At 71.2% G+C, this 21,708-nt stretch carries 20 protein-coding genes; 9 read left to right on the plus strand and 11 right to left on the minus strand.

The window, feature by feature from the left end; all coding sequences use genetic code 11:
- The first annotated feature begins 209 nt into the window (after nucleotides 1-209).
- Both ACIBJG_RS35450 and ACIBJG_RS35455 read left to right on the plus strand, forming a co-directional pair.
- Complete coding sequence (locus ACIBJG_RS35450) at nucleotides 210-1,370, plus strand: Rieske 2Fe-2S domain-containing protein (protein ID WP_399314006.1); 1,161 nt, start codon at nucleotides 210-212, stop codon at nucleotides 1,368-1,370.
- Entirely contained in the window at nucleotides 1,370-1,642 is a 273-nt protein-coding gene (locus ACIBJG_RS35455) for a ferredoxin (protein WP_399314007.1), read from the plus strand. Before ACIBJG_RS35450 ends, ACIBJG_RS35455 begins: the two co-directional genes overlap by 1 nt.
- 194 nt (nucleotides 1,643-1,836) lie before the next feature.
- Here ACIBJG_RS35455 and ACIBJG_RS35460 read toward each other — a convergent pair whose 3' ends face one another.
- The 8 genes from ACIBJG_RS35460 to ACIBJG_RS35495 are packed head-to-tail and all read right to left on the minus strand — an operon-like array spanning nucleotide 1,837 to nucleotide 11,130.
- Nucleotides 1,837-3,318 (minus strand): FAD-dependent oxidoreductase, encoded by a 1,482-nt coding sequence (locus ACIBJG_RS35460; RefSeq protein ID WP_399314009.1) that lies wholly within the window; start codon nucleotides 3,316-3,318, stop codon nucleotides 1,837-1,839.
- Nucleotides 3,315-4,250, minus strand: coding sequence for a VOC family protein (locus ACIBJG_RS35465; protein ID WP_399314011.1), 936 nt, complete (start codon nucleotides 4,248-4,250; stop codon nucleotides 3,315-3,317). The genes ACIBJG_RS35460 and ACIBJG_RS35465 overlap by 4 nt, the downstream gene beginning before the upstream one ends.
- Before the next feature lie 41 nt (nucleotides 4,251-4,291).
- Nucleotides 4,292-5,476 carry an acyl-CoA dehydrogenase family protein gene (locus ACIBJG_RS35470; RefSeq protein ID WP_399314013.1) on the minus strand — a complete coding sequence of 395 codons (1,185 nt, stop codon included), beginning with the start codon at nucleotides 5,474-5,476 and terminating at the stop codon, nucleotides 4,292-4,294.
- An 8-nt stretch (nucleotides 5,477-5,484) separates the two neighbouring features.
- Nucleotides 5,485-6,540 carry a 4-hydroxy-2-oxovalerate aldolase gene (gene dmpG, locus ACIBJG_RS35475; RefSeq protein WP_399314015.1) on the minus strand — a complete coding sequence of 352 codons (1,056 nt, stop codon included), beginning with the start codon at nucleotides 6,538-6,540 and terminating at the stop codon, nucleotides 5,485-5,487.
- Nucleotides 6,541-6,567: 27 nt separating this feature from the next.
- Nucleotides 6,568-7,476, minus strand: coding sequence for an acetaldehyde dehydrogenase (acetylating) (locus ACIBJG_RS35480; protein ID WP_399314016.1), 909 nt, complete (start codon nucleotides 7,474-7,476; stop codon nucleotides 6,568-6,570).
- A 56-nt stretch (nucleotides 7,477-7,532) separates the two neighbouring features.
- Nucleotides 7,533-8,570, minus strand: coding sequence for a 2Fe-2S iron-sulfur cluster-binding protein (locus ACIBJG_RS35485; RefSeq protein WP_399314017.1), 1,038 nt, complete (start codon nucleotides 8,568-8,570; stop codon nucleotides 7,533-7,535).
- Entirely contained in the window at nucleotides 8,567-10,264 is a 1,698-nt protein-coding gene (locus ACIBJG_RS35490) for an FAD-binding protein (RefSeq protein WP_399314019.1), read from the minus strand. Before ACIBJG_RS35490 ends, ACIBJG_RS35485 begins: the two co-directional genes overlap by 4 nt.
- On the minus strand, nucleotides 10,261-11,130 hold the full coding sequence (locus ACIBJG_RS35495) for an alpha/beta fold hydrolase (RefSeq protein WP_399314021.1): 870 nt from the start codon (nucleotides 11,128-11,130) through the stop codon (nucleotides 10,261-10,263). The genes ACIBJG_RS35490 and ACIBJG_RS35495 overlap by 4 nt, the downstream gene beginning before the upstream one ends.
- A gap of 318 nt (nucleotides 11,131-11,448) precedes the next feature.
- Between ACIBJG_RS35495 and ACIBJG_RS35500 the strand changes: the two genes are divergently transcribed.
- Nucleotides 11,449-12,012 carry a flavin reductase family protein gene (locus ACIBJG_RS35500; protein WP_399314022.1) on the plus strand — a complete coding sequence of 188 codons (564 nt, stop codon included), beginning with the start codon at nucleotides 11,449-11,451 and terminating at the stop codon, nucleotides 12,010-12,012.
- A gap of 43 nt (nucleotides 12,013-12,055) precedes the next feature.
- On the opposite strand, the gene ACIBJG_RS35505 is transcribed toward ACIBJG_RS35500, so the two are convergent.
- On the minus strand, nucleotides 12,056-12,883 hold the full coding sequence (locus tag ACIBJG_RS35505; RefSeq protein ID WP_399314068.1) for an IclR family transcriptional regulator: 828 nt from the start codon (nucleotides 12,881-12,883) through the stop codon (nucleotides 12,056-12,058).
- 252 nt (nucleotides 12,884-13,135) lie between these two features.
- Here ACIBJG_RS35505 and ACIBJG_RS35510 point away from each other — a divergent pair, with 252 nt between their 5' ends.
- The 4 genes from ACIBJG_RS35510 to ACIBJG_RS35525 all read left to right on the plus strand — a co-directional run bounded on the left by ACIBJG_RS35510 (nucleotide 13,136) and on the right by ACIBJG_RS35525 (nucleotide 18,365).
- Complete coding sequence (locus ACIBJG_RS35510) at nucleotides 13,136-13,741, plus strand: TetR family transcriptional regulator (protein WP_399314023.1); 606 nt, start codon at nucleotides 13,136-13,138, stop codon at nucleotides 13,739-13,741.
- Between the two features lie 132 nt (nucleotides 13,742-13,873).
- Nucleotides 13,874-15,478: an MDR family MFS transporter gene (locus ACIBJG_RS35515; protein WP_399314025.1), complete on the plus strand. Its 1,605-nt coding sequence runs from the start codon at nucleotides 13,874-13,876 to the stop codon at nucleotides 15,476-15,478.
- A gap of 192 nt (nucleotides 15,479-15,670) precedes the next feature.
- Entirely contained in the window at nucleotides 15,671-17,836 is a 2,166-nt protein-coding gene (locus ACIBJG_RS35520) for a prolyl oligopeptidase family serine peptidase (RefSeq protein ID WP_399314027.1), read from the plus strand.
- A gap of 73 nt (nucleotides 17,837-17,909) precedes the next feature.
- Nucleotides 17,910-18,365: a Rieske (2Fe-2S) protein gene (locus ACIBJG_RS35525; RefSeq protein ID WP_399314028.1), complete on the plus strand. Its 456-nt coding sequence runs from the start codon at nucleotides 17,910-17,912 to the stop codon at nucleotides 18,363-18,365.
- On the opposite strand, the gene ACIBJG_RS35530 is transcribed toward ACIBJG_RS35525, so the two are convergent.
- A complete protein-coding gene (locus ACIBJG_RS35530; protein ID WP_399314030.1) occupies nucleotides 18,349-19,026 on the minus strand; it encodes a cysteine hydrolase in 678 nt (225 codons plus the stop codon). The two genes, ACIBJG_RS35525 and ACIBJG_RS35530, sit on opposite strands and share 17 nt — an antisense overlap.
- 112 nt (nucleotides 19,027-19,138) lie before the next feature.
- Between ACIBJG_RS35530 and ACIBJG_RS35535 the strand changes: the two genes are divergently transcribed.
- Nucleotides 19,139-19,615 carry a pyridoxamine 5'-phosphate oxidase family protein gene (locus tag ACIBJG_RS35535; RefSeq protein WP_399314031.1) on the plus strand — a complete coding sequence of 159 codons (477 nt, stop codon included), beginning with the start codon at nucleotides 19,139-19,141 and terminating at the stop codon, nucleotides 19,613-19,615.
- A gap of 31 nt (nucleotides 19,616-19,646) precedes the next feature.
- Here ACIBJG_RS35535 and ACIBJG_RS35540 read toward each other — a convergent pair whose 3' ends face one another.
- On the minus strand, nucleotides 19,647-20,567 hold the full coding sequence (locus ACIBJG_RS35540) for a LysR family transcriptional regulator (RefSeq protein WP_399314032.1): 921 nt from the start codon (nucleotides 20,565-20,567) through the stop codon (nucleotides 19,647-19,649).
- 74 nt (nucleotides 20,568-20,641) lie between these two features.
- Between ACIBJG_RS35540 and ACIBJG_RS35545 the strand changes: the two genes are divergently transcribed.
- Nucleotides 20,642-21,706 (plus strand): DMT family transporter, encoded by a 1,065-nt coding sequence (locus tag ACIBJG_RS35545; protein WP_399314034.1) that lies wholly within the window; start codon nucleotides 20,642-20,644, stop codon nucleotides 21,704-21,706.
- The last annotated feature ends 2 nt before the right edge of the window (nucleotides 21,707-21,708 follow it).

The raw sequence follows: 21,708 nt of genomic DNA on the forward strand, positions 1-21,708 counted from the left end.
CCTCGACTGTGTCTTCCGGTGGGCAAGTCGGCGGACGCTACCCGCGGCCGGCGGCACCACGAAACCCCGGTCCCACCGACCGGGACCCGCCCTCGACGGGCCGCGGAGGGCCGGTTCCGGTCAGTGGGACTCCCTCGGCCGGGCACCGGTGAGCGCGCCTACCGTCCGGGAACCTGGAAAACCATGCGTCCTTAAGGGGATGAGAGAACGTGAGCGCAGTCGAGTCAGCACCCGACGACGTCAGGGCCATCGAAGCCGCAGCGGCACCCACGCGCTTCGCGCGCGGCTGGCACTGCCTGGGCCTCGCGGAGAAGTACAGGGACGGAAAGCCTCACTCGGTCCTGGCGTTCGGCCAGAAGCTCGTGGTGTTCCAGGCGGGCGACGGCACGCTCAGCGTGCTGGACGCCTACTGCCGGCACATGGGCGGCGACCTCTCGCAGGGCACCGTCAAGGGTGACGAGATCGCCTGCCCGTTCCACGACTGGCGCTGGGGCGGCGACGGCCGCTGCAAGCAGATCCCGTACTCCAAGCGCGTGCCGCTGCGGGCCCGCACGGCGTCCTGGCCCACCCTGGACCAGGACGGCATGCTCTTCGTCTGGAACGACCCCGAGGGCAACCCCCCGCCCGCCGACGTGACCATTCCCCGGATCGAGGGCGCGACGGGCGACGAGTGGACCGAATGGCTCTGGTACGAGACCACCATCGACGCCAACTGCCGTGAAGTCGTGGACAACGTGGTGGACATGGCCCACTTCTTCTACGTCCACTACTCCTTCCCGACGTTCTTCAAGAACGTCTTCGAGGGTCACACCGCCACCCAGCACATGCGCGCGACCGGCCGCCCCGACGCCCGCCCCCAGGAACAGGGCGACAAGCCGAAGACCACCGGCTCCAACTCGCTGGCCTCGTACCACGGCCCGTCCTTCATGATCGACGACCTCACCTATCACTACGAAACAGGTGACCAGCAGTCGGTCCTGATCAACTGTCACTATCCGGTCGACGCCAACCGGTTCGTGCTCCAGTACGGCATCATCGTCAAGCGCTCGCCGTCGATGAAGGGCAGTGAGGCAGACGAACTCGCGGCAGGCATGGCCCAGTTCATCAAGCTCGGCTTCGAGCAGGACATCCAGATCTGGCAGAACAAGGCCCGCATCGACAACCCCCTCCTCTGCGAGGAGGACGGCCCCGTCTACCAACTGCGCCGCTGGTACGAGCAGTTCTACGTGGACGTGGCCGATGTGAAGCCGGAGATGACCGACCGGTTCGAGTTCGAGCTGGACACCACACGGCCCGTCGAGGCGTGGCAGAAGGAGGTCGATGCGAACCTCGCCCGCAAGGCTGCCGCCGCCGAGGGCCGGCCGGTCTGATGCGGGCCGACAACCGGCTCACCGACGGCGCCCCCATGCGGCCGCTGGCGTGCGACCGGTGCGCGGCGCAGGTGCTCGTACGCAAGAGCAGCTGGCAGCAGACGAGTGTCCAGTGGAACGGCGGGGCGGTGGCCCTCTGCGCGGAGCGCGACGGGGCGGGCGCGGCCTTCGAGGGCTGTGGGTCGCTTCGTGACACGATCCGCGAGGCGGCGCTGCGGGGCTCGATCGAGCTCGTGGGCGACGACGCGGACGGGCCCGCACCCGGCGGCTGACGCCTGAGGACACACAGAAGAGGCCGGGTACGCGTACCCGGCCTCCTTCGTGCCCTACGTCCTGTCCGGAGTCCCGCGTCGTCCGCGCGGAGCGCGGCTGCGCAGGCGCGGGACTCCGGACAGGACGTAGGGCCTTTCGTTTGGATCATGCCGGGCTCGCGGGGTCCGGCCTGATCCAAACGAAAGGCCCTGGCTCAGACGGCGCCCGCCGCGGCGACACCCGCGCGCCGCCCGAAGAACGTCCCGTCACCGAGCGAGGTGCCGCTGACGTATCCCTCACCGTGGATGCCGGAGGCGGCCCGGCCCGCGGCGAACAGCCCGGGGACGGGATCGCCGGACACGTCGAGCACCGCACCGTCCACGGTGGTGTGGAGCCCGCCCAGGGTGAACCCCGCAACCCCCGTTCCGGCGCCCGCAGCGGGACGGCCGCCCCGGTGGAAGCCGGTCCGCGGGTCGACCGCGGCGAACGGCCCCGTCAACGGCCGCAGCCAGCGCGGGTCCTTGTGGAAGTACGGGTCCTTTCCGCTCGCCGCGTGGGTGTTGTACGTGCCGACCGTGGACTCCAGGGCTCCCTCGGGCATCCCGAGTTCGCTCTCCAGCTCCGCCAGGGTCTCCGTGACGAACCGGGGCACCACACCCCAGCGCTCCGCCTCCGGAATCGACTCGTACCCCTCCTCGTCGATGATCACCCAGTAGGGGGCGGGCTGGGTCAGCACGGCGGCCACGCTGAACAGGCCCGGGTACACGTCCTCGTTGATGAAACGCTGTCCGTGGGCGTTGACCAGCATGCCCCGGGTGACCATCGCGGGCAGCGCGGTCAGCGCCAGTTCGACCACGCCCATCCGCCGGGTGGCAGCGCCGAGCGCGGCGGCCATGCGGATGCCGCTGCCGTCGTCCAGACCGTCGCTGACCTTGTCGTGGCCGATGAGGTGCGGGGCGTGGTCCGCGAGCATCTCCTCGTTGTCGGCGAAGCCGCCGGTGGTCAGCACGACCCCCTTGCGGGCCCGGTAGACGAGGTCCCGGCCGTGCCGGCGTGCGCGGACCCCGACGACCCGTCCGTCGTCGTCCACGACGAGGGCCGTGGCCAGGGTGTCGGCGTGTACGGCGGCCCCGGCGTCCTGGGCGGCGGCGACCAGTTTCTCCATCACGAGCCAGCCGCCGAACGCGTTGGTCGCGCAGCGGTGGCCGCGCGGTGCCGGGCGGGCGATCTCGTTGTACGGCCAGGCGTTCTCGCCCAGCCACATCAGCCCGTCCTTGGTGGTCGGCATCCAGGTCGGCGCGTCCCACAGGGTCGGCTCGAAGGTCAGCCCGCGGTCCACGAACCACTGGAAGTGGCCGGCACTGCCCTCGCAGTACAGGCGCAGCTTCTCCTGGTCGGCGTGCGGCCCGAGTGCGGCGTCGAGGTAGGCGAACATGTCGTCCGCGCTGTCCTCGAAGCCGCACGCGCGCTGCACCGGGGTTCCGCCGCCGAGATACAGCTCGCCGCCCGACAGGGCGGAGGACCCGCCGGGGCCCCCGGCCCGTTCCAGTACGAGGACGTCGGCGCCCGCCGCCGCTGCCTCGTACGCGGCGGCGGCTCCGGCGCATCCGAAGCCGACGACCAGCACGTCGGTCTCCCCGTCGTAGTGGTCGACGGTCCCGGCGGGCACGGGTGTCACCGGCCGGGCGGTGCTCATGTGGCCGTCCCTGGCGGGGTGAAGGCGGCGAGGGGTTCGGAACCGGACCAGTCGTGGCCCCAGTAGCTGTCGGCGGTGATCTCCTCGGCGGTGTAGTGCGCCTCGTCGACGCGCATCCCGTCGTAGCCGTACTCGAGGTCCCAGCCGCCGGGGGCGCGCACATAGAACGACACCATCTTGTCGTTGGTGTGCCGCCCCAGGGTGGAGGAGAGCGAGAAGCCCTGCTTGCCCACGTTGTCGAGGGCGCGGCCGACCGCGTCCAGGCTGTCCACCTCGACCATCAGGTGCACGAGGCCGGGCGCCTCACCGTGCGGGGCGCCGCAGACGGCGAGGCTGTGGTGGCGTTCGTTGACGCCCATGAAGCGCACACGGCGGGGCGGGGCGTCCGAGGGCCGGTCGCCGACCCGCATGGCGCCGCGCGGCAGGAAGCCGAGCACCTCGGTGTAGAAGGCGACGGTCTCCTCGGGGCGGGTGGTGGGCAGCACGATGTGGCCCATCCCCTGGCCGCCGGTGACGAACCGCTGGCCGAACCCGGTCCTTACGGGGCTGTGGTCGAGGATCGGCGCGAAGAACACCTCGACGGGTACACCGGCCGGGTCGTCGAAGACGATGCCCTCCTCGACGCCCCGGTCGTCGGCCTCCTCACGGCCGAGCGGTTTCACCGCCGTTCCGGACGCCTCGACGGCGCGGCCGACGGCGGCGAGCGCGAACTGGTCCCGCACCTCCCAGCCGACCGACAGCACCCGGTCGCTGTCGCCGGGCAGGACGACGAGCCGGGTGCGGCGCTCGTCCATGCGCAGGTACAGGCCGTCCGGGTCCGGCCCGGAGCCTTCGGCGAAGCCGAGGGCGTCCACGGTGAGTTCGCGCCAGCGGTCGATGTCACGGGTCTGGACCCGGAGATATCCGAGCCCTCGGATCTGTGTCTGTGTCATGGGGGGGGTCCTCTCTGAATCAACTGCTCCGGGTGAAGGACTCAGATCATCGAGCGCATCGGGCCCTGCGGCGGCTCGACCCCGATCTCGGTGAGGGCCGAGGCGTGGAAGACGGATCCCGGCACATGGATGGCGTGCGCGAGGCCCATGTGCGCGTCGCGCCAGAAGCGCTGGATCGGGTTGTCCAGCCGCATCGCGTTGCCGCCGGAGCGGGCGACGACCTCATCGACCGCGCGGACCGCCCGCCAGGCGGCGGCGGCCTGGGTGCGCCGGCCGACGGCCCGGCGCTCGAAGCTGATCTCCTCGCCGGCGGCCACGGCGTCGTAGATCCGGCAGATGTTGTCCAGGAGCGCCGACCGGGAGGCCGCGATCTCGGCCGCCGCGTCGCTGATCGCGTACAGGACGTACGGGTCGTCCTTCACGGCCTGGCCGGTGATCTGCACCCGGGTGCGCTGGTAGTCGAGGTGGTGGGCGAGCGCGCCCTCACAGATGCCGATCACGGCGGCGGTGATGCCGAGCGGGAACGCGGCCGAGAAGGGCAGCCGGTAGGCGGGGTTGGTCAGCCCTGCCTCGGCGGCCAGGGAACCGTCCACGACCTTGTTGTACTCGATGACGCGGTAGTCGGGTACGAAGGCGTCCTTGACGATGACGTCCTTGCTGCCGGTGCCGCGCAGCCCGACCACGTCCCAGGAGTCCTCCACGATCTCGTAGTCGGCGCGCGGCAGGATGACGTGCACGGACTGCGGGGGGTTCAGCCGGTTGCCGTCGGCGTCGGCGAGGAAGCCGCCGAGGAAGATCCAGCGGCAGTGGTCGGTGCCTGAGGAGAACTGCCAGCGGCCGTTGAAGACGTAGCCGCCGTCGACGGGCCGCAGCAGGCCCATCGGCGCGTACGGGGAGGCGATCCAGGTGTCGGCGTCCTCGCCCCAGATCTCCTCCTGGACCCGTGGGTCGGCCATCGCCATCTCCCACGGGTGGACACCGACGACACCGGCGACCCAGCCGGCCGCCCCGTCCAGGGAGGCGATTCTCATGACGGTCTCGGCGAACTCGCGCGGGTGCAGTTCGAGGCCGCCGTACGTCTTCGGCTGGAGCATGCGCATCGCCCCGACGTCCCGCAGGATCTTCGCGGCCTGGTCGTCGAGCCGGCCGAGCGCCTCGTTGGCCGGGCCGAGCGCACGGATCTCGTCGGCGCGCGCTTCGACGGCTTCGAGTACGGGATTGGGCATGGCTGTTCTCACTTCCCCGAGGAGTGCTGGGCGGTCCCGGAGCGGTTCTTCGCCGCGAGGGCGACCGCGATCTCGATGAGCTGGTCCTCCTGGCCGCCGACGAGCTTGCGGCGGCCGGCCTCCATGAGGATCTCGGCGCCGGACACCTGGTAGGTGGCGGCCTGGCGGGCGGCGTGCTTCAGGAAGCTGGAGTAGACCCCGGCGTAGCCCATCGTCAGGGACAGCCGGTCGAGCAGACACTCGCCGTCCATGACGGGCCGTACGACGTCCTCGGCCGCGTCGATGATCTTCAGTACGTCGATGCCGGTACGGATGCCCAGCTTCTCGGCGACGGCGGCGAATCCCTCGACGGGCGTGTTGCCTGCGCCCGCGCCGAAGCGGCGGGTGGATCCGTCGATCTGGGTGGCTCCGGCGCGTACCGCGAGGACCGAGTTCGCGACGCCGAGGCCCAGGTTCTCGTGGCCGTGGAAGCCGACCTGCGCGTCGTCGCCGAGCTCGGCGACGAGGGCGGCGATGCGGTCGCTCGTCTGTTCCATGATGAGGGCGCCGGCGGAGTCGACGACGTAGACGCACTGGCAGCCGGCGTCGGCCATGATGCGGGCCTGCCGGGCCAGCACCGAGGGTGGCTGGCTGTGCGACATCATCAGGAACCCGACGGTCTCCAGGCCCAGTTCACGGGCGAGACCGAAGTGCTGGACGGAGATGTCGGCCTCGGTGCAGTGGGTGGCGATCCGGCAGATCGAGGCGCCGTTGTCGGCGGCCTCGCGGATGTCGTCCTGGAGGCCGAGGCCCGGCAGCATCAGGAAAGCGATCTTCGCCCGGCGGGCGGTCTTCACCGCGGCCTTGATGAGCTCCTGCTCGGGTGTGTGGCTGAAACCGTAGTTGAAGGACGACCCGCCGAGGCCGTCGCCGTGCGTGACCTCGATGACGGGAACGCCCGCGTCGTCGAGGGCGGCGACGATGGAGGTGACGTGATCGACGGTGAACTGGTGCTGCTTGGCGTGCGAACCGTCCCGCAGGGACGAGTCGGTGACCCGGATGTCCAGGTCTGAGCTGTAGGGCATGGCTCGTGTCTCCTCGGTGAGCGGCGGTCAGGCGCCGGCGCGGCGGGCGGTGATCCGCTGGGCGAAGCCCTCGCCGACCCTGGTGGCGGCGGCGGTCATGATGTCGAGGTTTCCGGAGTACGGCGGCAGGAAGTCGCCCGCGCCCTCCACCTCGACGAAGACCGCGACCCGGGCGAGCCCGCCGCTGACCGCGGTCGGCCGGTCGAACTGCGGCTCGGCGCGCAGCCGGTAGCCGGGCACGTACGCGGCGACCTTCGCGACGGTCTCCTGGATCGAGGCGGTGACGGCGTCCCGGTCCACGTCGGCGGGGACGGCGCAGAAGACGGTGTCCTGCATCAGCATCGGCGGCTCGGCCGGGTTGAGGATGATGATGGCCTTGCCCTTGGCCGCGCCGCCGATCGTCTCGATGCCCCGGCTGGTGGTGAGCGTGAACTCGTCGATGTTCGCGCGGGTGCCGGGCCCTGCGGACGGCGAGGCGACACTCGCGACGATCTCCGCGTAACTGACCTCGGTGACCCGGGACACGGCGTGCACGATGGGGATGGTGGCCTGGCCGCCGCAGGTGATGAGGGAGACGTTGGGCGCGTCGAGATGGTCGCCGAGGTTGACGGCGGGCACGACCGCCGGACCGATCGCGGCAGGGGTCAGGTCGATGGCCTGGATGCCGAGTTCGGCGTACTTGGGGGCGTTGGCCCGGTGGACGTACGCGGACGTGGCCTCGAAGACCAGGTCCGGACGCTCGTCGCCGGCCAGCAGCGCGTCGACGCCGTCGGCGCTCGCGTGCAGGCCGTGATCGGCGGCGCGCTTGAGCCCGGGGCTCTGCTCGTCGATGCCGATCATCCAGCGCGGCTCGATGTCGGGCGAGCGCAGGAGTTTGTACATCAGGTCGGTGCCGATATTGCCGGATCCGACGATCGCGGCGGTCGCCTTGGTCACGGTTCGAACCTCATCCGGGTCGAGTGGGAACGGAGAACGGGTACGGGAGGGGCGGCTCAGCCGTCGTACGTGGCCTTCAGCCGGTCGCTGAGCGGGCGCGCCTGGCAGGCGAGGATCAGGCCGTCGGCGAGGTCGGTCGCGTCCAGGACCTCGTTGCGTTCCATCGCCACCTCGCCCTCGGTGAGAACACAGGCGCAGGCGCTGCAACTGCCCTCCCGGCAGGAGTAGGGCGCGTCGAGTCCGGCGGCGAGCAGCACGTCGAGCAGAGGGGTGTTCCGGGGCCAGTCGACGGTGTGACGCACCCCGTCCAGCTCCACCTCGGCCGTGCTGACAGGCCCGTCGGTGTCCGGTTCCGGCGCGGGCTCACGTTCCGCGAAGGGGTCGCCGGTCAGGGAGGTGAAGCGCTCCACCGTGATCCGGTCCGGCGGTACGCCCAGTTCGGTGAGCGCGCCGGCCGCCAGTTCCATGAAGGGCCCGGGCCCGCAGACGAAGGCGGGGCGCCCGGCGCAGGGGCGGGCGAGGGCGCGCAGGCCGGCTGCGGTGGGCCGGCCCTGGACGGACTCCAGCCAGTGCAGGACGGTCAGCCGGTCTCCGTACTCCCTTGCCAGTTCGGCCAGTTCGTCGCGGAAGATCACGGACTGCTCGTCGCGGTTGGCATAGAGGAGGGTGACCGTGCCGGTTCCCGCGTGCAGGGCGGAGGCGAGGATCGACATCACCGGGGTGATGCCGCTGCCCGCGGCGAGCAGGAGGAAGTCGCCGTCGAGCGAGTCCGGGGTGAAGGTGCCCGCGGGCCGCAGCACCTCCAGGGTGTCCCCCTCGGTGACGTGGTCGCAGATCCAGTGGGAGGCGTACCCGCCGGCCGTGCGCTTGACGGTCACCTTCAGATGCTCGTCACGCACCGGGGAGCTGCACAGCGAGTAGCAGCGGGCGGCTCCGCCGGGGCGGTCGGAGGGCACCCGTACGGTGAGGAACTGGCCCGGCCGGTAGGTGAACCGGGCCCGTTCCCCGTCCGCCGGTTCCAGGACCAGCGAGTGCGCGTCGGCCGTCTCCCGGATCACCTTGACCACGCGTACGGTCAGCGGCGCCGGGCTCATGTGGTGGCTCCGCCGGCCCGGGTCCCCGCACGGGTGGTGGCGGCCGCGTGCCGGGCCGCGAGGTAGCCGAACACGATGGCGGGGCCGATGGTGGCGCCGGGTCCGGCGTACTCGTTGCCCATGACGGCCGCGGAGGTGTTGCCGGTGGCGTACAGCCCGGCGACGGCCGTGCCGTCCTCGCGCAGCACCCGGCTGTGCTCGTCGCAGACGAGTCCGCCCTTGGTGCCGAGGTCGCCGACCTCGATGCGGACGGCGTAGTAGGGGGCCTTGTCGAGCTCGTCGAGGTTGGGGTTCTTCATCGTCGGGTCGCCGTAGTAGCGGTCGTAGGCGCTGTCGCCCCGCCCGAAGTCGGTGTCGTGCCCGGTACGGGCGAAGCCGTTGAACCGTTCGACGGTCGCGGTGAGGGCGTCCGCCGGGACGTCGATGCTCCGGGCGAGCCCGGCGATGCTGTCCGCGCGGTGCACGGTGCCGTTCTCGTAGAACGCCTTGGGGAAGGGCATTCCGGGGAGGATCTGCGCGAACGGGTAGCGGGCCCGGGCCTTGGCGTCCATGACGAACCAGGCGGTGGTGTGCCCGCCTTCGAGCTGGTCGTGGACGAAGTTGACGTACGGGGACGACTCGTTGGTGAAGCGCCTGCCGTCGGCGGAGACGATCACGGAAGGCGGGATGCACCGCTCGGAGACCAGCGGGATCGTGGCTCCGGAGGGGTGGTGCACGGACGGCATCCACCAGGCGTCGTCCATGAAGCCGAGCGCGGCGCCGAGTGCCTGGCCGGCGAGGATGCCGTCGCCGACGTTCTCGACGGCGCCGGCGCTGTGGTTGTCGCGGCCGCCCTCGGGCAGGTACTTCTCGCGCATCTCCTGGTTGTGGTCGAAACCGCCGGTGGCGAGGAGCACGCCGTGCCGGGCGCCGATCCGTACGGCTCTGCCGTCACGGGTGACGACGACGCCGGTGACCGTGCCGTCTGCGTCGGTGACGAGCTCGGTCATCGGGCTGCGCAGATACACCGGCACGCCGGCTTCCTTGAGCGCCATCCGCATCCGTGCCACCAACGCCCGTCCCCCGGTGGCCATGTGGCGCCGGCGGACCATGTTGGACGAGACGCGCCAGGCGGCGATCACGGAGGCCCAGCGTCCGCGCCAGGTCCGCTTGACCATGGCGAGGTTCCGGTAGTCCTTGGCGGTGATCCAGAGTCCGAGCGGGCCCTTGAGGCTGTTGCGCCGCTGGTGCTTCTCGTCCTCGCCGAGCTTGCGGGTGTCGAAGGGCAGCGCCTCGACCGACCGGCCGAGCGGGCGGCCCCCGTCGTACTCGGGGTGGTAGTCGGCGTACCCCTTGACCCAGAAGAAGCGCATCCAGCGGCTCTTCTCCAGCAGCTCCATCGCGGCCGGCCCGTGGTCGACGTACGCGTCGAGGCGGGCGCCGGGCACGCGGTTCTCGGTGAGCAGGTCGAGGTAGCGGCGGACGGACTCGCGGCTGTCGTCGTGCCCCTTGGCCTTCAGCGTGGGGTTGTTGGGGATCCAGATACCGCCCCCGGAGATGCCGGTCGTTCCTCCGTACATCGCCCCCTTCTCGACGACGACGGTGCTCAGTCCGCTGTCGGCCGCGGTCAGGGCGGCGGCCATGCCGCCCCCGCCGCTGCCGACGACGACGAAGTCGAACTCCTCGTCCCAGGCTCCCTGGGCCGGGGCACTCACGCCGCGTCCTTACGGGTGAGGAAGGCGAGGACCGCGCTCTCCCAGGCGGCCTTCTGTTCGATCATCACCCAGTGCCCGCAGTCGGGGAAGACGTGCAGTTCGGCGTCGGGGATGGTGCGCATCGGCAGGATCGACATGTCGACGGGGCTGACCCGGTCGTCGCGGCCCCAGGTGAGCAGGGTCTTCGCGCGGAGCCGGTGGAGCATGGCCCAGTAGGGTGCCTCGTCGGACGCGGCGGCCGCCGCGGAGCGCACCGCGAACGCCTCGCTGCCGTACATCCGGCGGGCACTGGCCAGCGTCTCCGGGTCGGTGGCCTGGGCCCACCGCTCCTCGATGAGCTCCTCGGTCACCAGCGAGCGGTCGTACACCATGGAGTTCAGCCAGCGGATCAGGCCCTCCCGGGAGGGTGCGTCGGTGAACTCGGAGAGCAGTTTGATGCCTTCGCCGGGTCCGGGGCTGAACAGGTTCCGGCCGATGCCGCCGATCGTGACGAGGCGGCGTACCCGGTCGGGGTGGGCGAGCGCGAACTGCGTGCCGACGATGCCGCCCATCGAGTTGCCGATGACGTCGACCTGCTGGAGCCCGAGCCCGTCCAGGAAGCGGGTCACGGACGAGGCCGCCGTCGCCATGGGGTGGCCGTCGGCCGGGTCACTGACCCCGAACCCGGGGAACTCCAGGACCAGGCAGCGGAAGTGCTCGGCGAACGCGCCCAGGTTGTGCCGGTAGTTGCGCCAGCCGGTGACCCCGGGGCCGGAGCCGTGCAACATCAGCAGGGGCGGGCCGTCTCCGGCCTCGTGGTAACGCAACACGCCCTGATCTGTGGCGAGTTCACGCAGTGTGGAGTCGTGGCTCAGCGCCGTCATCATCCCTGCCTCGGTTGACCTCGGTGTCCGGTGGACCGGTGACCCGGTGGGCCGGCCCGGGGGTGGTCCCTCCGGGCGGCGCACGGGTGCCGTGTGATCGGTTCCTGGACGGTAGCCACGGCCTGCCGGACCGCGCGGCGGACGTCTCAATCAGCGGGATGCGTACGGTCGCCGGGGTACGGGCGGCCGACGACGGTCCACGGCCCCGGGCCGTTCCACTCATCGGGAACTGCCCCCCGGCGCTTCGGACCGCTGTCCTACTTTCGGCCTCCTGCCCGGTCCCGGGCACACCACCGCACCGTCCCCGTCGAGGTGAACCCGATGACCGCAGAGCCCCTGTCCGCGCCCGAGGCATGCGAGGAGAGCGAGCCGACCCCTGCACGGATGCGGCACACCATGGGCACCTTCGCGTCCGGGGTCACGGTGGTCACCGGGATCGGCCGGGACGGCGTGCCCGCGGGTTTCGCGTGCCAGTCGTTCGCCTCGGTGTCGCTGGAGCCGGCCCTGGTCCTGTTCTGCGCGGACCACCGGGGGCGGGCCTGGCCGAGGATCAGGGAGGCGGGCCGGTTCGCCGTGAACATCCTGGCGGAGGACCAGACGGATCTCTGCGGCCGGTTCGGCTCGAGCAAGGGCCGCAAGTTCGAAGGGCTGGACTGGGAGGTCTCCCGCTGGGGAACCCCGTCCCTGCCCGGTGTCCTGACCCGGGTGCACGCCGATGTGTACGACGTGCACGGCGCGGGCGACCACGACGTGGTGGTGGGCCGGGTCCTCGCCCTGGAGACCGTGACCGACCGGCAGCCGATGCTCTTCTTCCGCGGCGGCTTCGGCGTCGGGAGCCCCGCGGCGCCCCCCGGCCCGTGGGGCTGGGGCGACCACTGGGGATGAGGGCCGGCGACCCCGGTCGTATACGGGTCTCCCCGCCCGCGTGCTACTGCCAGTCGCCGTACTGTCCGGCGGCCAGCAAGCGGTCCATGGCCTGGGGGGACCATGTCTCCTCCGGCGCGGCGGCCGTCCGGCGCGCCCTGACCGGCGTCTCCGGCTCGGGGAACAGCTCACGCGACACCTGCCGCGCCGCGTCCACGACCAGCGGCGCCACCTTCTCCAACGGGGACCAGGCGTCCCCGACCAGGGAGATCGCCGCGACCGGCCCCTCGGGCCCGCGGACGGCGGCGGCGACGCAGGCGATGTCCGGGAAGCACTCGCCACGCTCGAAGGCGAGGCCGTGGCGGCGCCGGATGCGGTTGAGTTCCTGGTGCAGGGTGCCGACGTCGGCGATGGTGCGCTGCGTCAGACGGCCGATGGACTCGGCGGCCCTGGCCTCGACGTCCTCCGGTTCGAGCCAGGCCAGCATGGCCTTGCCGAGCGCGGTGGAGTGGGCCGGGGCCCGGCCTCCGACACGGGAGGGCACGGCCGCGGCGAAGCGGCCGCCGACCTTGTCGAGGTAGTGCACCTCCGCCCCGTCCAGGACGGCCAGGTGGACGACCAGGCCGGTCTTGATCTGGAGGTGGTGCAGCCGGGCGGCCGCCGCCTCACGGATCCTGCCGTGCGCGCCGTCCCCGCCGCCGAGGCCGAGGGCACGGCGGCCGAGTCCGTAGCCGAGAGCGGTGTGTTCGAGCCAGCGCAGCCGTACCAGCTGGTCGAGTATCCGGTGCGCCGTCGACCTGGGCAGTTGTGTGGACCGGGCCACTTCCTCCAGCGAGAGCCGGGCCGTCCTGCCCTCGAAGACGTCCATGATCAGCGTCATGCGCTCGACCATCGACGGTGGCAACTCGCGACGAACCGGGGCATGCACCTGGGGAGCGTCTTGGACAGCCGTCATGGGTGCCTCCAGTCACAGACTGAAATGAATTCTTGTTTTCCGGAATGTAACAGCGCCCCCCGAGCCGAGTGAAGGGATGCGCACCGTCTCTTTTGCGCACACGCGGCACCGAGGGCCCACGAGCCGCCCCCGACCAGCACTTTCCAAAAAATTTTGCCCATGGTGCAAAATTGCATAGCATGCACCTTCATGAGTGCCGACGACACATCCCTCGGGCTGCGTGAACGCAAGAAGCGCGCCACGCGCGACGCCCTTGCCGACATGGCGCTTCGCATGGCAGCGGACCGCGGGATCGAGAACGTGACCGTGGAAGCGGTCACCGACGCGGTCGGCGTCTCCGTGCGTACGTTCTTCAACTACTTCCCGTGCCTCGAGGACGCGATCACCCGCCCCGGTCACGAGAACGCCGAACGGACCCGTCGTGCCGTACTGAACGCCCCGGAACACCTCACGGCACTCGAAGCCCTCAGTGAGGCGCTCGCCCAGGAACTAGCCCAGATCGAGGAGGACCACGAACGCTGGGCGCTCCAGATGACGGTGCTCAGGTCGAGCCCTTCACTGCTCCCGGGATTCCTGGCCGCCCAGGGCGCCGACGAGCGCGCCCTGGTCGCCGTCCTGGCCGAACGTCTGGGCCAGGACCCCGAGACCGATCTGCAGCCCCGGCTGCTCGCACACGTGGCGATCGCCGCCGTGCGCGCCACCGTGGAGGTCTGGGCGGCCTCCGGACGCACCCGTACGTTCCAGAGTCTGTACCGCGAGGCGTTCGCCGCCTTGGCCACAGGCCTGAAGACCTGAAGCCCGGAAGCCCGGAAGACCTGAAGCCCCGAAGCCCCGAAGCCCCGAAAGCACGCCACCCGGGCTGCACCCGCGTCACCACAGAACCACTCGTCACAGAACCAGTCACCAGAGAATGAGGAACGTCAGCCGATGACCGCTGCCGTCACACCCGAAGCCGGTACTGCCGGCGGGCCCGAGGGGCCCGCATCCGGCATGACGCGCCGCCAGATACTCCAGGCCATGTCCGGCCTGATGGCCGGAATGTTCGTGGCCATCCTGGCCTCCACCGTGGTCGCCAACGCCCTGCCCCGGATCATCGCCGACCTGAACGGCACCCAGTCCGCGTACACCTGGGTCGTCACGTCCGAGCTGCTCGCCATGACGGCGACCGTCCCGATCTGGGGCAAGCTGTCGGACCTCTACGACAAGAAGCTGCTCATCCAGCTCTCGCTGTCGATGTTCGTCGTCGGTTCACTCGTCGCCGGCTTCTCGCACAGCGTCGGACTGCTCATCGTGAGCCGCGTCCTGCAGGGCATCGGCGCGGGCGGTCTCACCGCACTCGCCCAGGTCGTCATGGCAGCGATCATCCCGCCGCGTGAACTCGGGCGCTACTCCGGCATCTTCGGTGCCGTCTTCGCGGTCGGCACCGTCGCGGGACCGCTCATCGGGGGTGTGCTCGTGGACACCTCGTGGCTGGGCTGGCGCTGGTGCTTCTTCATCGGCGTACCGTTCGCACTGCTCGCCATCGCACTGCTCCAGATGACGCTGAAGCTGCCGACGATCCGCAGAGAAGTGAAGATCGACTACGTCGGTGCCGTCCTGATCATGAGCGGGGTCAGTGCGCTGCTGCTGTGGGTGACCCTCGCGGGCAACCAGTTCGACTGGGGGTCGTGGCAGACCGCCGCACTCGTCAGCGCCGGTGTGGTCCTGCTGGCCGTCGCGGTCTGGGTCGAGTCCAGGGTCCAGGAACCGATCATCCCGCTGGCCATCTTCCGCAACCGCACCGTGGCACTGACGACGGTCGCGAGCCTCCTGGTCGGCGTCGCCATGTTCGGCGGCACCGTGTTCCTCTCGCAGTACTTCCAGATCTCGCTCGGCAAGACGCCGACCGTCGCGGGTCTGATGAGCCTGCCGATGATCCTCGGTCTGATGGTCTCCACGACCGTCGCCGGGCAGATCATCTCCTCCCGGGGCAAGTGGAAGGGCTTCCTGATCGCGGGCGGCATCATCATGACGGCGGGCATGGGCCTGCTGTCCACGATCGGCGCCGACTCCTCGTTCGGCCTGCTCAGCCTCTATATGGTCGTGCTCGGCGTCGGCGTCGGCATGCTGATGCAGAACCTGGTGCTGGCGGCCCAGAACGACGTACCCGCGTCGGAACTCGGTGCGGCGACCTCGGTGCTCTCGTTCTTCCGCAGCCTCGGTGGGGCGATCGGTACGAGCGCCCTGGGCGCGGTACTCGGTCACCGGGTGGCCCAGGAGATGGAGAAGGGCTTCGGCGGGGCAGCGGACAACGGAGGTGCGGGGCACGGCGTTCCCGACCTCAGCACGCTTCCCGAGCCGGCCCGTCAGGTGGTCGAGCACGCGTACGGCGTCGCGACCGCGGACGTCTTCCTGATCGGCGCCCCCTTCGCGTTCCTCGCCCTGATCGCGGTGCTCTTCATCAAGGAGAAGCCGCTCAAGACGCAGAGCGGCATGGAGCGGCTCGCAGAGGAGACCGCGGCGGCGGAGTCCGCCGCCGCCCCGACGCACTGATCACTGATCGCTGATCACTGATCGCTGGGTCATGGAGCCCCGCATCGCACGCGCCTGTCGCGTGTCGGTACGGGGCTCCGTCGTAGCCGCACCGGTATCCGCGGGACCTCCGCCCCGCCGAAGCGGAGCCCCGCGCCATATGGGGGCGGACCGGGATGGAACGCGCGCGTTTCAACCTGTCATGGTGTCGCCATGACTCCCTCTTTCGACGCACCCGCCGACGCGTCCGCGACCGCCACGGAGCGTTTCCCCCTCCAGTTCGCCCGCACCCGCCGCTTCTCGCTCGGTGTGCCCCGGCAGTTCGCCGTCTCCCCCGACGGCGAGCGGGTGCTGTTCGTCCGGACCGTCTCGGGCACCGACCCGGTGAGCAGACTCTGGCTGTACGAGAACGGCGTGGAGCGACTCCTCGCCGACCCCCTCGGGCCCGGCCTCGCCGACGACACCCCCGGCGAGGTGCCGCCCGAGGAACTGGCCCGGCGGGAGCGGGCCCGTGTCACCTCCTCGGGAGTGGTGTCCTACGCCGCCGACGCCTCCGCCCGGCTGGTCGCCTTCGCGCTCCAGGGCGCCCTCTGGGTGCTCCGCACCGACGGCGGCGCCGCACGCCGGGTCGCCACGGCCGGACCGGTCGTCGATCCGCGCCCCTCCCCCGACGGAACCCTGATCGCGTACGTGTCCGGGGGCGCGCTGCGGACCGTGCGGGCGGACGGGACCGACGACCGGCCGCTCGCCGAACCCGACGGCGAGCACGTGACGTACGGGCTGTCCGACTACGTGTCGCAGGAGTCGATCGGGCGCTCGCGCGGCTACTGGTGGTCGCCCCGCAGCGACGCACTCCTGGTCGCCCGGGTGGACACGGCCGACGTCGGGCGCCGGTACATCGCCGACCCCTCACACCCGGAGCGGCCGCCCCGGGTGGTGGCGTACCCGGCCGCCGGCACGGCGAACGCGAAGGTGTCGCTGCATCTGATGCGGGTGTCCGGGGAGCGGATCAATGTCCGCCTGCCCCGGGAGGCCGGGGACGGACACCCCGAAGGCGTGTGGACGGACCGGGCGTTCGAGTACGTCGTGACGGCGGGCTGGGACGGCCACGGCCCGCTCGTCTCCGTACAGACGCGGGACCAGCGGTCGGTCCACGTCCTGGAGGTGGACGAGACGACGGGCGCGACCCGTACCTCGCACCGCACCCACGCCCCCTCCTGGGTCGCCCTGCGTCCGGGCACACCGCTGCGCCTCGGCTCCGGAGCGCTCGTCGTCCCCGCGCGGCCGGGCGGCGACACCCAGGGGCTGGACATCGGCGGCGCCGCGACACCGGCGGGGCTGGAGGTCCGCGAGGTGATCGGCTCTGCGGACGGGCGGGTGTTCTTCACGGCAGGCGAGGAACCGACCGAGATCCACGTCTGGTCGTACGCCGCCGGTGATCCCGAAGCAGTCCCCGTACGCGTCAGCAGCGCGCGCGGTGTGCACACGGCGGCGGTCGGCGGCACGACGGTGGTCCTCGACAGCAGGACACCGGACGGCCACACCGTGACGGTGCTCCGCGCCGGCGTGCCGACGGGCAGCATCGCGGTCCTGGCCGAGGAACCGCTCGTCCCCCCGCGGCCGCTGGCCCTGAGTCTGGGCGAGCGGGAACTGCGCAGCCGGCTCTACCTGCCCTCCTGGCACCGGCCGGGCGACGGCCCGCTTCCGGTACTGCTCAGCCCTTACGCCGGACACGGCATGCAGCTCGTCCTGGAGGTGCGGACCTGGTGGGTCGCGGTCGCCCAGTGGTTCGCCGAGCAGGGGTTCGCGGTGCTGGTCACGGACGGGCGGGGCACGCCGGGGCGCGGTGAGGCATGGGAGAAGTCGGTGCACGGCGACCGGCTGACCGCTGTGCTGGAGGATCAGATCGACGCGTTGCGCACGGCGGCCTCCCGTCATCCGGACCTCGACCTGACCCGGGTGGCGATGCGTGGCTGGTCGTTCAGCGGATATCTGGCGGCGGCTGCCGTGCTGCGGCACCCGGAGGTCTTCCACGCGGCGGTGGCGGGCGCGACTCCCGCCGACCGGCGGCTCTACGACACGCACTGGGAGGAGCGCTTCCTGGGCCACCCGGACGTGCAGCCCGAGAACTACACCCGCAACTCGCTCCTGGACGAGGCGGCGGCGCTGACACGGCCGCTCATGCTCGTACACGGACTTGCCGATGACAATGTGGCCGCGGCGCACACGCTGCGGCTCTCCGCAGCACTGCTCGCGGCGGGCAGGCCGCACACGGTTCTGCCGCTGTCGGGCACCGGCCACCTGGTCGGCCAGGAGCGGACCGCGAGCGATCTGTTGCTGCTGGAGCGGGACTTCCTGAGGAAGTCCCTCGGGCTTTGAACACAGATCACCGGCTGCGCGTACCCCTGGACGAAGCGTCGGAGCCGAGAACACCGTGGAAGGAAACACCAGCATGAGTGCATCGCAGGACCACGAAGTCCGCATCGGACGCCGGACCGTCGTCACAGCGGCCGGCGCCGTCTCCGTGGCCGCCGTACTGACCGCGTGCGGCGGTTCGAAGGAGGCGGCCGGTGCCGGTGCCGTCAAGCAGATCGACGACGGCGGGGACGGCGGCGGGGGCCCCGTCCTCGCGAAGACCGCCGACATCCCGGAGGGCGGCGGCAAGATCTTCGCGGAGCAGGGGGTCGTGGTGACGCAGCCCGCGGCCGGTGAGTTCAAGGCGTTCTCGTCGAAGTGCACCCACGCGGGGTGCGCGGTGTCCAGCGTCTCGGACGGCGCCATCAACTGCCCCTGCCACGGCAGCAAGTTCGATGTGGCGACGGGCGCGGTCAAGGCGGGTCCGGCCACCACTGCGCTGCCCACCGCCGCGATCACGGTCGAGGGCGACTCGATCAGCCTGGCGTCGTAGCGTCCCGCCCGCCCTGTCGCCCCACGCTCCGTCCGCCCAGCCAGCAGCCGAGAAGGTCATCGGTCGTGGTCACGGTGGCGACGAGGGCGAGAGTGTTACGGATCATCGCGGGGGTGTAGTCGGCGGGCACCCCCGCGATGGCGTCGGCCGGCACCACTGCGGTGTATCCCCGGTTCACCGCGTCGAAGACCGCGTTGGGAATGGCCACGTTGGCCGAGACGCCGGTGACCACCAGGGTGCGGCAGCCCAGGTTGCGGAGCAGGGCGTCCACGTCCGTACCCGCTATCGGCGAGAGCCCGTGCAGCCGGCGCACGACGAGGTCCTCGTCCGCCACCTCGATGGGCTCGGCGATCCGTACCGCCGCGCTGCCGGAATGCTGCTGTACGGGAAGCCGCCCCGCGGCACGGAAGAGACGGGCGTTGCTGTTGGCGCCCCGGCCGTCCGGGCGCCGCTCGGCCACCGCGTGCAGCACCTGGACGCCCGCCTCGTGCGCGGCGGCGACCAGTCGCGCGACGTTGTGCAGGGCCCCGGACGACCTGGCCTCCTCGGCCAGTTCGGGCAGCGCGCTGCGGGGCCCCACCACACCCTGCTGGCACTCCACCGTCAGCAGGACGGTGGTGGCCGGATCGGTCTGTTCGGCTAGCTGTTCCCTGGACGGCACGACTGCCCCTCTCGGTGACGGATCGGGCGCGCGAGGCTAACCGCCATTGCGTGATGAAGGAAGAGGCACCATGATTCCTGACACCTAGTCAGCTAACAGGAGGGGGCTTCCCATGGCCGTCAGTCAGCGGCGGGGCCGCCGGATCATGATGACGGACGAGGAGCGGGACGCCTACCTCGCCGAACAGCGCACCTGCCGGGTCGCCACCGTCGCCGCGGACGGCCGCCCGCACGTCGGCGCGCTCTGGTTCTGCTGGGACGGCGCCTCGCTCTGGCTCTACTCCATCACCCGGAGCCTGCGCTGGTCGCAGCTGAGCCACGACCCGAGGATCTCGGTGGTCGTCGACGACGGGGTGGAGTACGGGGAGTTGCGCGGCATCGAGCTCGCGGGCGAGGCCGTCTTCGTCGGGGAGGCTCCGCGCACCGGCGAGCCCTGCCCCGAACTCACTGCCCCCGAGCGACTGTTCGCGGCGAAGTACTTCGGCATGGAGACGATGCCGCACGACGGCCGGCACGCCTGGATGCGGCTCACACCCGACGCCGTCACGTCCTGGGACTTCGGCAAACTGGTCGCTCCCACCGGCCCGTGAGCGCGCGGCACTCCGAAGGGCGCCCCGCCCGCTACGCGTCCCCCAGGGGATCGTCCAGCACCCGCCCCGCCTCCCGGAGTGCCGCGACCGACGCCCTGATCGACGGCCGCCGGTCCGCGTCCGCCCGCCACACCGCGTGGACGTGCCGTCGCATCTTCTGCCGCACCGGAACCAGCCGCACCCCGTCCGGCACCGGCCCCCGGCCCAGCCGGGGCGCCACACAGACACCCATTCCCGCGGCGATCAGGGCGAGCTGGGTGTGGTGCTCGCCGGCGAGGTGGGCGATGCGCGGCTCGATCCCCTTGGAGCGGAGCGTGAACATCAGCCAGTCGTAACAGAATTCACCCTCGGGCCACGACACCCAGTCGTCGTCGGCGAAGTCCTCCAGGTCGACCTCGTCCCGTTCCGCGAGCGGATGCCCGGCCGGCATGGCGATGTCCGGCGCGTCGTCGAGCAGGTGCGCACGGGCGAGACCGCCCGGGACCGGCAGCCTCTTGTTGCTCCAGTCCAGCACCACGGCGAGATCGATGTCGCCCCTGAGCACGGCCCGGATTCCGTCCTCGGGTTCCAGCTCCTGTGTGCGCACCCCGAGTTCGGGATGGTCGGCGCGCAGGGCGAGGAGCGTCGCCGGGAAGAGCCCGCGTGCCGCGGTGGGAAACGCGCCCAGCCGGATCTCGCCCACCACCTCGCCCCGCTGGGCCTCGATGTCGGACTGGGCGAGCTCGACCTGCGAGAGGATGCGGGCCGCGTGGTCCGCGAGCAGCTGCCCCGCGTCGGTGAGCCGGATACCGCGCCCGTTCCTGGCCAGCAACTGCTGGCCCACTTCCCGTTCCAGCTTCGCCATCTGCTGTGAGACGGCCGACGTGGTGACGTGCAGCCCCTCGGCGGCACCGCTGACCGAACCGAGCCGGGCCAGGGCATCGAGGGTACGCAGGCGCTCCAGGTTCAACATGTAAGCAATGCTACGCGGACACCGACACAAAGTCTCACTTGTGCTACGCGATCGTATTGGTCATCGTTGTCCTCATGAGCGCACCGCCCGCACCGGGAAGCCCGGCCACCACACCCCCGGCAACCAAGCAGACCGCCCCGGCGTCCTCCCCTGCCGGTCCTGCCGGTCCTGCCGCTCCCGCCCAGTCCACCGGTCCCGCCGGTCGTCCCTCGCTGGACTGGCAGCTGCGCTTCGCGGCGCTCTCGCTCATCTGGGGCTTCAGCTTCCTCCTGATCAAGGTCGGAACGCATGGCTACGCGCCGTTCCAGGTCACCCTCGGCCGTCTGCTGTCGGGGACCGCGGTCCTGGCGGTCGCCATGGTGGTGAAGCGGGAGCGGCTGCCGCGCACCGCCCGCACCTGGGGCCATCTGGCCGTGGCCGCCTTCTTCCTCAACGCGCTGCCGTTCTCCCTGTTCGCCTACGCGGAACTGACGATCCCGTCCACCCTGGCCGGCATCTGCAACGCGACCTCACCCCTGTGGGGCATGGCGCTGTCCCTCGTCGCGCTCTCCGAGGACCGCCCGACCCGCCGCCGCGTCGCCGGTCTCGGGCTCGGCTTCCTCGGCGTACTGACCGTGCTGGGCGCATGGCAGGGCTTCTCCGGTCTGGACGTCAGCGGTACGGCGATGGCGCTCCTGGCCTCCCTCAGCTATCCCGTCGGCTGGATCTACGTCCGCCGCACCCTGGCGGGCAGTGGTTCCTCGACCCTCTCCCTCACCGGCAGCCAGCTCCTTCTCGGTACGGTGCAGCTCGCCCTGGTGACTCCGCTGTTCACCTCGGCACCGAACGGATTCCCGTTGTGGCCCACCCTGGCCGTCGTCGCCCTGGGGGCCCTGGGGACGGGGCTCGCCGTCCTGCTCCAGTACGGCCTGGTCACCGAGGTCGGCCCGACGACCGCGCAGATGGTCACCTACTTCATCCCGGTGATCGCCACCGCCGCCGGAGTCGCCGTGCTCGGCGAGCAACTGAGCTGGAACACCCCGGTCGGCGCCCTCGTCGTCCTGGCGGGTGCCGCACTGACCCAGAGCAGACCTCGCGCCACAGGAGCGTCCGCCCCGCCGAGGCGCGCCCCCGGACCGCGGCGCCGGAAGCTGCCGTAGAG

Source organism: Streptomyces sp. NPDC050422, from assembly GCF_044458665.1.
In the GTDB taxonomy this organism is placed as follows: domain Bacteria; phylum Actinomycetota; class Actinomycetes; order Streptomycetales; family Streptomycetaceae; genus Streptomyces.